The following is a 13,073-nucleotide window of genomic DNA, read 5'->3' on the forward strand; positions in this document are numbered from 1 at the left end:
AGAGTTCGATGAACGCCACGCACGAGGTCCCCGCCACCGAGGCCGCCGCCACCGGGGCCCCGGCCACCATCCCGGTCGTCGACGTCCCCGCCCCGCGCACCCCGACCGAGGTCGCCGGCCCGCAGGCCCCGGCCACGCCGCCCACCGCGACCGCCGTCGAGATGTGCCGCTGCGGGCACGAGCGCGACGCCCACGAACACTTCCGCGCCGGCACCGACTGCGGTGTCTGCGGCATCGCCTGCAGCCGGTTCCACGCCCGCACCGGCCGCGGCGCCCGGTCCCGGTTGCGGGGCGTTGGACGGGTCCTGCGCCGCCCCTGACCCCCGGCGTCCGCTCGCCGGTACGCGACGACCCCGCCGTCTCCCGTGCGGCGGGGTCGTCGTCGGTCCGCGGCTTCTCAGGCGGCGGAGAGCCAGGGTTCCCAGGCCGGCAGCGGCTCGACGGCCAGCACCAGCACCCCACCACCGCCACGCCCGGGCGGGCGGGGTGTGCTCCGCAACGTCCAGCCGAGCTCCTCGATCAACCGGTCGGCCTTGCGGGCGTTGCACGCCCGGCAGGCCGCCACGCAGTTCTCCCAGCTGTGCGCACCACCGCGGCTGCGCGGGACCACGTGGTCGATCGTGTCGGCCCGCTTGGTGCAGTAGGCACAGCGGCGCGCGTCGCGGCGCAGCACGCCGGCGCGGGTCATCGGTACGGCCCTGCGGTAGGGGACGCGGACGTAGCGGGACAGCCGCAGCACCGACGGGGCGGGGAGCGAGAGGTTCTCGGAGCGGAAGGCGGTGCCCTCCAGCGCTTCCTGGAGGCACTCGGCCTTGCCGGCGAGGAGCAGGCAGATCGCGCGCTTGGAGGTCACCACGGCCAGCGGCTCGAAGCTGGCGTTGAGGAGCAGGACCCGGGAACCCTTCGGTACCGCAGCCGGGGTCGACGACGCGGTACCCGGTGCCGGGCCACAGTCCTCGACCGCCCTGAGGTCGACGGGCGCGACGTTCTCGGCACCGCTGGGGACGGGTTGTCGGTACGGCACGCGACCACCTCCGCGAACGCTCAGGTCCGTGACGTAGTCGACCATACTGAGGTCGGGTTACGCGAGCGTGATAGCGGGACCACCGCTGCCTGTCCGGACGGTGGAACCGGCCACATCGCAGCTCCGGAAACGGTTGCGCGATCCCGGGGCGGGTTATAAACGGGCCATGGACGAGAACCCGACCGGGCCCCGCTCGACCACCTGCACCTGCTGCGGGCGGCGGGACGTGCGCCGGCCGGCGGAGGTCCGCGTGACGCCCGCCGGCTCGCCGATGATCACCGCCGTCTGTCCGGAGTGCGACCTGGCCCCGGCCGAGCTGCAGGGCTGGACCACGGATCTGCTGCGCGAGGGCCGCTGAGGCTCCGAGCCGGGGACACCGCCCCACCCGGGCTCAGCCGATCGCGTCCAGCGCGCCGAGCACGTCGGCGACCAGGTCGTCGGTGTCCTCGCAGCCGCAGGAGAGCCGGACCAGCCCGTCCGGCACGGCGTCGCCCCACCGGGCGCGCCGGTCCGCGGCGGTGCGCAACCCGCCGAAGCTCGTCGTCGAGTCGACCATCGTCGTCGCACGCAGCCAGGCCGACACCGCGTGCACGTCGGGCAGGGTGAACCGAAGGACCCCGTTCCAGCGCCGCATCTGCCCGCGCGCGAGCACGTGGGCCGGGTCGTCGGCCAGGCCGGGCCAGCGGACGTCGCGCACGGCCGGGTGCTCGCGCAGCGCCACCGCCAGCGCGCGGGCGTTCTCCGCCTGCCGGGCCAGCCGCAGGTCCAGGGTGCCGAGCCCGCGCAGTGCCAGCCAGGTCTCCATCGGGCCGGGTATCGCGCCGTCGCGGGTCCGGGCCGCGCGCAGCCGCTCGGCGTGCACCGGGTCGGCCGCGCTGACGTGCCCGAGCAGCAGGTCGCCGTGCCCGGCGAGCGCCTTGGTGTCGCTGGCGACGACGAGGTCGGCGCCCAGCTCCAGCGGACGCTGCCCGAGCGGGGTCGCGGTCGTGTTGTCGACGGCGAGCAGCGCGCCGGCCTCGTGCGCCGCCGCCGCGATCGCGCGGACGTCGCACACCTCCAGGCCGGGGTTCGACGGCGTCTCCAGCAGCACCAGCCCCGGCGGGTCACCGGCGGCGATCGCCGCCGGCCAGTCCCCCGCCGTCGCGCAGTACCGGACGTCGATCCCGAGCGGCGCCAGGTCCTCGTCGGCCAGCGCCCGGGCCACGTAGTAGCCGTCCGAGGGCAGCAGCACCCCGCGGCCGGGTGCGGTGAACCCGCGCAGCACCGCGGCGATCGCCGCCATCCCGGACGGGAAGACCGTGCACGGACCGCCGTCGAGCACCCCGACCGCCGACTCGTACTCGCGCCAGGTCGGGTTGTCGGCGCGGGCGTAGAAGTCCGCACCCGGGTCGGCCTCCTCGGGCCGCCCGAGATGGAACGTGCTGGTCAGCACCGGCCCACGGTGCAGCGGGGCACCGACCGGCTCACCCTGCGGCACCCCGCCACGCACGCACCGGGTCCCGTCGCCGCCCGCCAGTCCGTTCGCGCTCATCACCGGCGCGACGCTACGCCCGTACCCCGTGAGCGGATGTCGAGGCTCTGACCGCGATAACCACTCACGGGCGCGCAGCGCCTACTCGGGCTTGGGCGCCCGGGAGATCAGCTCCTTGGCCAGCGCGGGCGCCGACATGCCCTCGTGGCACATCCGGCGGACCGCGTCGGCGATCGGCAGCTCGACGCCGTGCCGCCCGCCGAGCTCGCAGATCGACAGGCAGGACTTCACGCCCTCGGCGACCTGGCCGTGGTTGGCCTTCTCCGCCTCGGCGAGGCTGGCGCCCTGCCCGAGGTGCTCGCCGAAGGTCCGGTTCCGGGACAGCGGCGACGAGCACGTCGCGACCAGGTCCCCGAGCCCGGCCAGCCCGGCGAAGGTCAGCGGCGAGGCACCCAGCGCGACCCCGAGCCGGGACATCTCGGCCAGCCCGCGGGTGATCAGCGACGCCCGGCTGTTGTCGCCGAGGCCCATCCCGGCCGCGACGCCGACGGCCAGCGCGATCACGTTCTTGCCCGCGCCGCCCAGCTCGGCCCCGACGACGTCGGTGTTGGTGTAGGCGCGGAAGTAGCCGGTCGCGCAGGCCGTCTGCAGGGCCACCGCCCGCTCGTGGTCGGCACACGCGATGACGGTCGCGGTCGGCTCCTCCTGGGCGATCTCGGCGGCCAGGTTGGGCCCGGACACCACGGCCAGCCGGTCGCCGTCGACGCCGGTGACGTCGGCGATCACCTCGGTCATCCGCTTCAGCGTCCCCAGCTCGACGCCCTTGGCCAGGTTGGTCAGCGTGACGCCGTCCGGGATGAGGTCCCGCCAGCGCGCCAGGTTGTCCCGCAGCGACTGGGACGGCACCGCCAGCACGACGGCGTCGGCGCCGGCCAGCGCCTCCCCCGCGTCCGCGGTGGCGGCCAGCCCGCGGGGCAGCTCGACGTCGGGCAGGTAGGTCGGGTTGCGCCGGCCGGTGTTGATCGCGTCCGCGACCTCCTGCCGGCGCGCCCACAGCCGGACCTCCCGGCCGGCGTCGCCGAGCACCTTGGCGAACGCGGTGCCCCAGCTCCCGGCGCCGAGCACCGCGACGCGGCCGACGTCGTGCACCGGTTCGTTCACCGGACGGTACGGGTGGGGCACGGTCACCGGCCCGCCTCCCGCTCGTCCCGGCCGTCGCGCCGGAAGAAGTCCTCGGGTGCGGGTTCCCCGCGGACCTCGGCCAGCAGGTCGCGCACGCTTCCCATGATCAGGTCGGTCACCTCCCGCAGTACGGCGGTGTCCACCGGCCGCCCGCGGTAGGCCGACAGGTCCACCGGATCCCCGGCGCGCACCACCATGTCGGTCCGCGGGAACGGCCGGAACCGCTTACCGTAGTGGTCGTACACCTCGCGGGTACCCCAGTGCACCAGCGGCAGCACCGGGACGTCCGAGGCCAGCGCCATCCGGGCGACACCGGTCCGCGCATGCATCGGCCAGCCCGCCGGGTCCCGGGTGATCGTGCCCTCCGGGTAGATGATCACGATCTTGCCGTCGGCCAGGGCCTGGATGCCGGCGGCCAGGCTCTGCTGGGCGTCGGCGGTGTCCCGGAACACCGGGATCTGGCCGCTGCCGATCAGGATGCGGCCCAGCAGCGGCACCTTCCAGAGGCTGTTCTTGGCCAGGAAGCGTGGCACCCGCCGGGCGGTGTGCACCCACAACGAGGTGTGGATCGGGTCGAGGTAGGAGATGTGGTTGCCCACCACCAGCGCACCGCGGTCGGCCGGCAGGTGCTCCCGTCCCTCGTACCTCCGGCGCCCGGTGAGCCACCCCACCGGGTAGAACACGGCCGCGGCGAGCCCGACCCAGAATCCGCCCTTCTCGCGGGCCACCGGCGGCCTCCTCACACCGCCACCGGGGCGGATCGTCGATGGTCCCGGATCCGAGGAGATCCGGTTCGTCCCGGGGAGTCTCCCCACAACCCGCTCCGCCGGTAAACCCACCCTCCCCTTCCCGCGTTGCGGCTCCACGACGCGGGAGGGCGTGGGGTGCGACGATGGGCCGCGTGACGCTGCGGGTGGACCTGGTGGTGCCGGTCAAGCCGTTGCCACGGGCCAAGACCCGGCTGCGCGGCGCCGCGGACGGCGGCGTCGGCGACCTCGGCGCGCACCAGCGGCTGGCGCTCGCGCTGGCCCGGGACACGGTCGCCGCGGCCGTCGCCGCGACCCGGGTCCGCTCGGTGCTGGTGATCTCCTCCGACCCGGCCGTGGCGGTCGAGGTCGGCGCGCTGGGCGCCGAGGTGGTGACCGACCCGGGCCGCGGGTTGAACGGCGCGCTGCGGCACGGGGCCGGGCTGCTGCGCGCGCGGGACGCCGCGGCCGCGATCGGCGCCCTGCAGGCCGACCTGCCCGCGCTGCGCCCCGACGAGCTGGACGACGCGGTCGCGGCCGCCGCCGCGCTGTTCGCCGGCGGCACCACCCGGGCCTTCGTCCCGGACGCCCCCGGCGAGGGCACCACCCTGCTGCTGGCCGCCCCCGGGGCCGACCTGGCGCCCCGGTTCGGCGGGCCGTCGGCGTCCGCGCACGCCGCGTCCGGGGCGACCGCCCTGGACGCCGCCCGGCCCGGCCTGCGCCGGGACGTGGACACCGCCGCCGACCTCGACGCCGCCGTCCGGCTGGGTGCCGGGGACTGGACCCGGGCGGTCGTCGCGGGCCGCGACGGCGCGGGCCGCGATGCACGCGCGGCAACCGGCCGCCACCCGGACGAACCGGTCCGCTGCCCGAAGGTGTGACGCGGATCGGACCGGGCGTCGCGGATGTTCATCCGCGCGTACGGGTGTCACGTGGACCCGCGCCGTCGGCGTGCGAAACAATCAGGGGGTGAACGACGACTCCGCAGCGGATCCCGGACGGAACGGCCCGAACGGGCCTGCCCGCAGCCGCGCGGGTGGCCGGCGGGCCCCGCGCCCCGCCTCACGTCGCGTGCACACCGCGCACCACGCGGTCGCCGGCGCCCCGGCCGACGAGCGCATCCCGGCCCAGGCTTCCGGGCCGCCCGGCCCACCGGCCCCGGCGTCCGGCCCGTCGGGTGCCGCCCCGATCGCACCGCCCGCCGGGGCGACCACCCCGGCGTCCGCGGTGCCGGACGTGCTGCCCGAGGACCGCTACCTGAACCGGGAGCTGTCCTGGCTCGACTTCAACGCCCGGGTGCTCGCGCTCGCCGAGGACGACAGCCAGCCGCTGCTGGAGCGGGCCAAGTTCCTGGCGATCTTCGCCTCGAACCTGGACGAGTTCTACATGGTCCGGGTCGCCGGCCTGAAGCGTCGCGACGAGGCCGGGCTGACCGTGCGCAGCGCCGACGGGCTCACCCCGCGCCAGCAGCTGGCCCGGATCGCCGAACGCTCGCGGGCGCTGGCCCGCGCGCACGCCGACGTCTTCGCCGACGAGCTGCGCCCCGAGCTGGATGCGGCCGGCATCCACATCCGCTCCTGGGACGACCTGACCGACGCCGAGCGGCTGCGGCTGTCCGACTACTTCACCGAGCACGTGTTCCCGGTGCTCACCCCGCTCGCGGTGGACCCGGCGCACCCGTTCCCCTACATCTCCGGGCTGTCGCTGAACCTGGCCGTGACCGTCCGCGACCCGGAGGGGCGCACCGAGCGGTTCGCCCGGGTGAAGGTGCCGAACAACGTGCCGCGGCTGGTGACCGTCGATCCGCCGGAGACCGACGCGCGCGCGGGCAACAGGCACGTCACGTTCCTGCCGATCGAGGGCCTGATCTCCGCACACCTCGGCGACCTGTTCACCGGGATGGAGGTCACCGAGGTGCACCCGTTCCGGGTCACCCGCAACGCCGACCTGGAGGTCGAGGAGGACCGCGACGAGGACCTGCTGCAGGCACTCGAACGCGAGCTGGCCCGCCGCCGGTTCGGCCCGCCGGTCCGGCTCGAGGTGCTGGACTCGATGTCCGAGCACGTGCTGGAACTGCTGCTGCGCGAGCTGGACGTGGACCCGAACGACGTCGTGACCGTGCCCGGGCCGCTGGACCTCACCGGCCTGTGGCAGGTGCACGGGGTGAACCGGCCGGACCTCAAGGACGAGCCGTTCCGCCCGGCCACGCACCCGGCGTTCGCCGAGCGGGAGACCCCGCGCAGCGTGTTCGCCACCCTGCGCGAGGGCGACGTGTTGGTGCACCACCCCTACGACTCGTTCTCCACCAGCGTGCAGCGGTTCATCGAGCAGGCCGCCGCGGACCCGAACGTGCTGGCGATCAAGCAGACGCTGTACCGGACGTCGGGTGACTCGCCGATCGTGAACGCCCTGATCGACGCCGCCGAGGCCGGCAAGCAGGTCGTCGCGCTCGTCGAGATCAAGGCCCGGTTCGACGAGCAGGCCAACATCCGCTGGGCGCGCCAGCTGGAGAAGGCCGGCGTGCACGTCGTCTACGGGCTGGTCGGTCTGAAGACGCACTGCAAGACGGCGCTGGTGGTCCGCCAGGAGGGTTCGGAGATCCGCCGGTACTGCCACGTCGGCACCGGCAACTACAACCCGAAGACGGCCCGGCTCTACGAGGACATCGGCGTGCTCACCGCCGACCCGACGATCGGCGCGGACCTCACCGACCTGTTCAACTCGCTGACCGGGTACTCCCGGCAGACCTCCTACCGGAGCCTGCTGGTCGCCCCGTACGGCGTGCGGCGCGGCATCGTGCGCCGGATCGACGACGAGATCGAGGCGCACCGTTCCGGCGAGGCCGGGGCGCGGGTGCAGATCAAGGCCAACTCGCTGGTCGACGAGGCGATCATCGACGCCTGCTACCGGGCGTCGCAGGCGGGGGTGCCGGTCGACATCGTCGTCCGCGGGATCTGCGCGCTCGTCCCCGGCCGGCCGGGGCTGTCCGAGAACATCACCGTCCGGTCGATCCTCGGGCCGTTCCTGGAGCACTCCCGGGTGCTGCACTTCGCCGCCGCGGACGAGTACTGGATCGGCAGTGCGGACATGATGCACCGCAACCTGGACCGCCGGGTCGAGGTGATGCTGCGGGTGGCCGACCCGGCCCTGGCCGAGCAGCTCGGCGGGATGTTCGACTCCTGCCTGGACCCGGCCACCCGGTGCTGGACGCTGGGACCGGACGGCAGCTGGCAGCCCTCGCCCGCCGCCGGCTCCGAGAACGTCCGGGTGCGCGACCACCAGGTCGAGATGATGAACTCCCGACGCGGCCCGGCGGAGGACTGATGGCCCTGCTCAGCGGGTCGGGCGCCGTCCGCACCGACGGTGCCGAGGTCGATCCCGCGGGGCTCGCCGACGTCGTCGCGGGCGGGACGGTGCCTTACCGCCGGACGACCGCCGGCGCGCTCGAGGTGGCCCTGGTGCACCGTCCCCGCTACGACGACTGGTCGCTGCCCAAGGGCCACCAGGACCCGGGCGAGCCGCTGACCCGGACCGCGCTGCGGGAGACCGCCGAGGAGACACGGCTGGACTGCCGGCTCGGCGGCCGGCTCGGGCACGTGTCCTACGAGGTGCCCGGCAAGGGCGGGCTCAAGGTGGTGCACTACTGGGCCGCCGAGGTCGTGCACGACCACGGCTACGACCCGGCCGCCACCGGCGACGAGACCGACGAGCTGCGCTGGCTCGCCCCCGGCGACGCGGCGTCGCTGCTGGACTACCCACACGACGCCGAGCTGGTCACCCGGCTCGCCGAGGTGGGGGCGCCGGCGTCGACGGTGGTGCTGGTGCGACACGCCAAGGCCGGCAGCCGGAGGTCCTGGACCGGGGACGACGACCTCCGCCCGCTCTCCGGGACCGGGCACAGCCAGGCCGACCGGCTGGCCGGGTTCCTGCCCCGCTTCGGGCCGGACCGGCTCGTCACCGCGCCACCGCTGCGGTGCGCACAGACGATCGGCCCGCTGGCCGACAAGACCGGGCTCGGCGAACCCGTCCCCGAGCCGCTGCTGGGCGAGCACCGTTACTGGGAGGACCCGGACGCCGGGCTGCGCCGCTTCCGCGAGCTCGCCGCGGTCTCCGGCGTGTCCGTCCTGTGCAGCCAGGGCGGCGTGATCCCGGACGTCGTCGAGACGCTCCTGGACGACGCCGGGGTCGACGCCGGCGGGGTGCCCTCGCACAAGGCCAGCACCTGGGTCCTGGGTTTCGACGCCCGCGGCGCGCTGCTCTTCTCCGACTACTACCGCCGCCCGCCAGCCTGACCTACCCACGCGCCGTCCCGACGCCCACCCGTCGCTCCTCGCCCCACCGCGCGCCTCGCCGCCGTGCCGTGCGCGCCGCCGGTCGCGGTGGCTCGCGGGCTGGTCACGGACGGATGCCTGCCCGGGCTCGCCCCGTCCCGGGTCCGCTCGCACGACGGCCGGAAGCGGCCGACGTTCGTACCGCACCCGCCGGGCGTCCCGGTGCCGCAGTCGCTGATCGCACTGTCGCGCAGGTGGGGCCCCTGCCCAGGGTTCGACCCGGCCGAACTGTTGCGGCGCCGTTCCGAGCTGCCGGGCGCCCGGGGCGCGCGCGGACTGGATAGCGTCGTCGCGCTCGGGCAGGAGTTCGTCCGGTTCGATCTGGCCTACCCCGAGGCGATGCTCGCCATCGAGTACGACGGCGAGGAGCACGACGATGCGCTCGACCGGCACCGTGACCTGATGACGTCCGCCCTGGGCCGGCACACGCTGCGGCTGCTCCGCCGCGATCTCGTGGTGACCCCGGAGGCGACGACCCCCTGAGCCCAGGGTGATCGAACAGCGCTGGTGTGCCCCTGGTCGCCGCGGGACGGTCTGGGCCGGTCGGAGCTACTTCTCGGCGGCGGTGCGTCTGCGGGCGGGCTCGGCGGGGGTGTCGGTGGCGCCCGGTGCGGAGGTGTCCGGCGGGATCGCCTTCTTCGTGGCGGTGCGGCGGGCGGGGGCGGCGCCGGCATCCGCTGCGGCCGACGTCGACGTGGCTGCCCTGCCGGTCGCAGGCTTCGCCTTGCCGGACTTCGCAGCACCCGACTTCGCAGCACCCGACTTCGCCGCGTCGGACCCCGCAGCGCCGGACTTCGCAGCACCTGACTTCGCGGCCGTGGGCTTCGCGGCGGGGGGCTTCGCGGTGCCGGACTTCGCAGCGGTCGGTTTCTTCGCGGCGGCCTTCGCCGATCCGCTCGCCGTACCACCGGATGCCGTGTCGGACTTCGCCCGCGCGCCCGTGGCGGACCGGCGGGTGCTGTTGCGGGCCGCGGACGCCGGCGCCGCGGGGTCCTGCGCGGCGGGGGCCTGCGCGGCGGAGCGCGGAACCCGTTTCGGGGAGCTGGTCGCCCCGGCTGCGGCGGCGTCGCTGTCGGCGATCCGCTCCTTGAACGCGGCCCCCGGCCGGAACGACGGCACGACGGTCTCGGCGACCGGCACCGTCTCCCCGGTCCGCGGGTTGCGGGCGGTGCGCGGCGCCCGTCGACGGGCCTCGAACACCCCGAACCCGGTGAGCGTGACCGAGTCCCCGGCACCGACGGCGTCCACGATCACGTCGACCATCGCGTCGACCGCGGCCGCGGCGGAGCGGCGGTCACCGAGGCGGGCGGTCAGCGCATCGACGAGCTGAGCCTTGTTCATGGTCACGAACGGTAGGGGTACGCCGTGGCGCGCACCAGATCCGGCTGGGAGTCCGGGTCGCATACCGTCCGGCGGGACAGGTCCGTTCGGGTGGTCGTCGGCGCGGCCGCGGCCTCCGACGACCACCCGGGGCGACCTCAGACCGTCGTACGGGGCATCCGCTCGGGACGGGTGACCTCGAACGCGGTGATCGCGTCCTCGTGCCGCAGGGTGAGACCGATGTCGTCGAGCCCTTCCAGCAGCCGCCACCGCGCGTAGTCGTCGATGTCGAACGCGACGGTCAGGTCGCCGGCCTGCACGGTCTTCTCGACCAGGTCGACGGTCACCTCGGTGCCCGGCTCGTTCTCCAGCTTCTTCCACAGCAGCTCGACGTCCGGCTGGGCCACCTGCGCGGCGACGAGACCGGCCTTGGCCGAGTTGCCCCGGAAGATGTCGGCGAACCGGGACGAGATCACGACCCGGAACCCGTAGTCCATCAGCGCCCAGACGGCGTGCTCGCGCGACGACCCGGTACCGAAGTCCGGGCCCGCGACGAGCACCGACCCGCGGTCGTAGGGTTCGTTGTTGAGCACGAACGTCGGGTCCTGCCGCCAGGCCGAGAACAGCCCGTCCTCGAAGCCGGTGCGGGTGACCCGCTTGAGGTAGACGGCCGGGATGATCTGGTCTGTGTCCACGTTGGACCAGCGCAGCGGCACGCCGATGCCGGTGTGCGTCTCGAACTTCTCCATCAGTTCAGATCCTCCGGGGAGCTCAGGGTGCCGCGGACGGCCGTGGCGGCGGCGACCAGCGGCGAGACCAGGTGGGTACGCCCGCCCTTGCCCTGCCGGCCCTCGAAGTTGCGGTTCGAGGTGGACGCGCACCGCTCACCGGGGGCGAGGATGTCCGGGTTCATGCCCAGGCACATCGAACACCCGGCGGAGCGCCACTCGGCACCGGCCGTGGTGAAGATCCGGTCCAGGCCCTCCTCCTCGGCCTGGAGCCGCACCCGCATCGAGCCCGGGACGACCAGCATCCGGATCCCGTCGGCGATCGTGCGCCCGTCCAGGATCCCGGCCACCGACCGCAGGTCCTCGATCCGGCCGTTGGTGCAGGAGCCGACGAACACCGCGTCCACCGCGACCTCGCGCAGCGGTGTGCCGCCGGCCAGGGCCATGTAGTCCAGGGCCTTCTGCACCGAGAAGCGCTCGCCCTCGTCGGTGATCGCGGCCGGGTCCGGGACGGACCCGCTCAGCGGCAGCCCCTGACCGGGATTGGTGCCCCAGGTGACGAACGGGGTCAACGTGTCGGCGTCGATGTCGACGACCCGGTCGAACTCCGCGGCCTCGTCGGTCCACAGGCTCTTCCAGTCCTCGACGGCGGCGTCCCAGTCCGCGCCCGCAGGCGCGTGGTCGCGGCCGGAGAGGTAGTCGAACGTCGTCGCGTCCGGGGCGATCATCCCGGCCCGCGCGCCCGCCTCGATGGACATGTTGCAGATCGTCATCCGGGCTTCCATCGAGAGGTTCTCGACGACGTTGCCCCGGTACTCCAGCACGTACCCCTGCCCGCCGCCGGTACCGATCTCGGCGATCACCGCGAGGATGACGTCCTTGCTGGTGACGCCCGGGCGCAGGGTCCCGTCCGCGGAGTTGACGTTGATCGCCATCGTCTTGAACGGCTTGAGCGGCAGCGTCTGGGTGGCCAGCACGTGCTCGACCTCGGAGGTGCCGATGCCGAACGCCATCGCGCCGAACGCGCCGTGCGTGGAGGTGTGCGAGTCGCCGCAGACGACGGTCGTCCCCGGCTGGGTCAGGCCCAGCTGCGGCCCGACGACGTGCACGATGCCCTGCTCGGCGTGGTTCATCGGGTAGAGCCGGACGCCGAACTCGTCGCAGTTGCGGCGCAGCGTCTCCACCTGGGTGCGGGAGACCTCGTCGGCGATCGGCGCGAGCACGTCCAGGGTCGGGACGTTGTGGTCCTCGGTGGCCAGGGTCAGGTCCGGGCGGCGGACCTTCCGGCCGGCCAGCCGGAGCCCGTCGAAGGCCTGCGGGCTGGTGACCTCGTGCACCAGGTGCAGGTCGATGTAGAGCAGGTCGGGCTCGTCGCCGGTGCCCCTGCGGACCAGGTGCCGGTCCCAGACCTTCTCGGCCAGCGTGCGTGGGTGTGCGGTGCCGGTGGTCACGCTCGCCTCCTTCTTCGCGGTGGTGGGGTTCACTTCACGTCCCAGATCATGGGAAGTTAGTATCGGAACGTGGGACAGTCTAGCGGGATCGGCGTACTCGACAAGGCGGTGGGGGTTCTCCGCGCGACGGCGGAGGGCCCCTGTGGCCTGTCCGAGCTCTGCGAGCGGACCGGGCTGCCCCGCGCCACCGCGCACCGGCTCGCGGTCGGTCTGGAGGCGCACGGGATGCTGCTGCGCACGCCGGACGGCCGCTGGCACCCCGGCCCGACGCTCGGCCAGCTCGCCGGCGGGCGTCCGGACCCGCTGCTCGACGCGGCCACCGCCGTCCTGCCGCGGCTGCGCGACATCACCGGTGAGAGCGTCCAGCTCTACCGGCGCGACGGCGTCCACCGGATCTGCATCGCGCACGCCGAGCCGCCGTCCGGCCTGCGGGACACCGTGCCGGTCGGGACCCGGCTGCCGATGACCGCCGGGTCCGGGGCGAAGGTGCTCGCCGCCTGGTGCGACGCGGCGACCCAGCGCCAGATCCTCACCGACGCGAGCTACTCCGAGCGCGTGCTGATCGACGTCCGCCGCCGCGGCTGGGCGCAGAGCGTCGCCGAGCGGGAGGCCGGGGTGGCCAGCGTGTCCGCCCCGGTCCGGGACGCGGCGAGCCAGGTCGTCGCGGCGGTGTCGGTGTCCGGCCCGGTGGAGCGGATCGGCCGCCGGCCGGGCGTGCGCTGGGCGGCGGACCTCCTCGCCGCCGCGGACGCGCTGCAGCACCGGCTCGGTTGACCCCGGTCGGTGGTCCGGGCCCCGGGACGGGCCACTACCGTGGAGG

General features: G+C 74.6%; 14 protein-coding genes. 7 read left to right on the forward strand and 7 right to left on the reverse strand.

The window, feature by feature from the left end; all coding sequences use genetic code 11:
- Nucleotides 1-8: 8 nt before the first annotated feature.
- Nucleotides 9-320, forward strand: a complete 312-nt coding sequence (locus tag ACLFMI_RS20760) for a hypothetical protein (RefSeq protein ID WP_410949586.1) — start codon at nt 9-11, stop codon at nt 318-320.
- Between the two features lie 77 nt (nt 321-397).
- On the opposite strand, the gene ACLFMI_RS20765 is transcribed toward ACLFMI_RS20760, so the two are convergent.
- Entirely contained in the window at nt 398-1,024 is a 627-nt protein-coding gene (locus ACLFMI_RS20765; protein ID WP_410949587.1) for an HNH endonuclease, read from the reverse strand.
- A gap of 166 nt (nt 1,025-1,190) precedes the next feature.
- On the opposite strand from ACLFMI_RS20765, the gene ACLFMI_RS20770 reads away from it, so the two are divergent.
- Nucleotides 1,191-1,382 carry a hypothetical protein gene (locus tag ACLFMI_RS20770; RefSeq protein ID WP_410949588.1) on the forward strand — a complete coding sequence of 64 codons (192 nt, stop codon included), beginning with the start codon at nt 1,191-1,193 and terminating at the stop codon, nt 1,380-1,382.
- A gap of 33 nt (nt 1,383-1,415) precedes the next feature.
- On the opposite strand, the gene ACLFMI_RS20775 is transcribed toward ACLFMI_RS20770, so the two are convergent.
- The 3 genes from ACLFMI_RS20775 to ACLFMI_RS20785 all read right to left on the reverse strand — a co-directional run bounded on the left by ACLFMI_RS20775 (nt 1,416) and on the right by ACLFMI_RS20785 (nt 4,405).
- Nucleotides 1,416-2,555 carry a cystathionine gamma-lyase gene (locus tag ACLFMI_RS20775; RefSeq protein WP_410949589.1) on the reverse strand — a complete coding sequence of 380 codons (1,140 nt, stop codon included), beginning with the start codon at nt 2,553-2,555 and terminating at the stop codon, nt 1,416-1,418.
- A gap of 81 nt (nt 2,556-2,636) precedes the next feature.
- Nucleotides 2,637-3,683: an NAD(P)H-dependent glycerol-3-phosphate dehydrogenase gene (locus ACLFMI_RS20780; protein ID WP_410949590.1), complete on the reverse strand. Its 1,047-nt coding sequence runs from the start codon at nt 3,681-3,683 to the stop codon at nt 2,637-2,639.
- Nucleotides 3,680-4,405, reverse strand: a complete 726-nt coding sequence (locus tag ACLFMI_RS20785) for a lysophospholipid acyltransferase family protein (protein ID WP_410949591.1) — start codon at nt 4,403-4,405, stop codon at nt 3,680-3,682. The genes ACLFMI_RS20780 and ACLFMI_RS20785 overlap by 4 nt, the downstream gene beginning before the upstream one ends.
- Before the next feature lie 173 nt (nt 4,406-4,578).
- Between ACLFMI_RS20785 and cofC the strand changes: the two genes are divergently transcribed.
- The 4 genes from cofC (at nt 4,579) to ACLFMI_RS20805 (ending at nt 9,237) form a co-directional block, all read left to right on the forward strand.
- Complete coding sequence (cofC, locus tag ACLFMI_RS20790) at nt 4,579-5,304, forward strand: 2-phospho-L-lactate guanylyltransferase (RefSeq protein WP_410949592.1); 726 nt, start codon at nt 4,579-4,581, stop codon at nt 5,302-5,304.
- A 190-nt stretch (nt 5,305-5,494) separates the two neighbouring features.
- On the forward strand, nt 5,495-7,747 hold the full coding sequence (locus tag ACLFMI_RS20795) for an RNA degradosome polyphosphate kinase (protein ID WP_410949593.1): 2,253 nt from the start codon (nt 5,495-5,497) through the stop codon (nt 7,745-7,747).
- Nucleotides 7,747-8,715: an NUDIX hydrolase gene (locus ACLFMI_RS20800; protein WP_410949594.1), complete on the forward strand. Its 969-nt coding sequence runs from the start codon at nt 7,747-7,749 to the stop codon at nt 8,713-8,715. The genes ACLFMI_RS20795 and ACLFMI_RS20800 overlap by 1 nt, the downstream gene beginning before the upstream one ends.
- A 63-nt stretch (nt 8,716-8,778) precedes the next feature.
- Entirely contained in the window at nt 8,779-9,237 is a 459-nt protein-coding gene (locus tag ACLFMI_RS20805; RefSeq protein ID WP_410949595.1) for a hypothetical protein, read from the forward strand.
- A 66-nt stretch (nt 9,238-9,303) separates the two neighbouring features.
- Here ACLFMI_RS20805 and ACLFMI_RS20810 read toward each other — a convergent pair whose 3' ends face one another.
- From ACLFMI_RS20810 to leuC, 3 genes are all read right to left on the reverse strand, one after another.
- Nucleotides 9,304-10,095 (reverse strand): HU family DNA-binding protein, encoded by a 792-nt coding sequence (locus tag ACLFMI_RS20810; protein WP_410949596.1) that lies wholly within the window; start codon nt 10,093-10,095, stop codon nt 9,304-9,306.
- A 137-nt stretch (nt 10,096-10,232) separates the two neighbouring features.
- A complete protein-coding gene (leuD, locus tag ACLFMI_RS20815) occupies nt 10,233-10,823 on the reverse strand; it encodes a 3-isopropylmalate dehydratase small subunit (protein WP_410949597.1) in 591 nt (196 codons plus the stop codon).
- On the reverse strand, nt 10,823-12,253 hold the full coding sequence (leuC, locus tag ACLFMI_RS20820; RefSeq protein WP_410949598.1) for a 3-isopropylmalate dehydratase large subunit: 1,431 nt from the start codon (nt 12,251-12,253) through the stop codon (nt 10,823-10,825). Before leuC ends, leuD begins: the two co-directional genes overlap by 1 nt.
- 69 nt (nt 12,254-12,322) lie before the next feature.
- On the opposite strand from leuC, the gene ACLFMI_RS20825 reads away from it, so the two are divergent.
- The gene (locus ACLFMI_RS20825) at nt 12,323-13,027 is read left to right on the forward strand and encodes an IclR family transcriptional regulator (protein WP_410949599.1); all 705 of its coding nucleotides are present in this window, start codon (nt 12,323-12,325) and stop codon (nt 13,025-13,027) included.
- The last annotated feature ends 46 nt before the right edge of the window (nt 13,028-13,073 follow it).

Origin of the sequence: Pseudonocardia nantongensis, from assembly GCF_046546495.1 — a bacterium.
GTDB classification, from domain to species: Bacteria; Actinomycetota; Actinomycetes; order Mycobacteriales; family Pseudonocardiaceae; genus Pseudonocardia; species Pseudonocardia nantongensis.

Excerpts from the sequence above, each read along its gene's own strand:
- ACLFMI_RS20760 (WP_410949586.1), top strand. The coding sequence starts at position 9 with ATGAACGCCACGCACGAGGTCCCCGCCACCGAGGCCGCCGCCACCGGG.
- ACLFMI_RS20770 (WP_410949588.1), top strand. The coding sequence starts at position 1,191 with ATGGACGAGAACCCGACCGGGCCCCGCTCGACCACCTGCACCTGCTGC.
- ACLFMI_RS20775 (WP_410949589.1), bottom strand. The coding sequence starts at position 2,555 with ATGAGCGCGAACGGACTGGCGGGCGGCGACGGGACCCGGTGCGTGCGT.
- ACLFMI_RS20800 (WP_410949594.1), top strand. The coding sequence starts at position 7,747 with ATGGCCCTGCTCAGCGGGTCGGGCGCCGTCCGCACCGACGGTGCCGAG.
- ACLFMI_RS20810 (WP_410949596.1), bottom strand. The coding sequence starts at position 10,095 with ATGAACAAGGCTCAGCTCGTCGATGCGCTGACCGCCCGCCTCGGTGAC.
- leuD (WP_410949597.1), bottom strand. The coding sequence starts at position 10,823 with ATGGAGAAGTTCGAGACGCACACCGGCATCGGCGTGCCGCTGCGCTGG.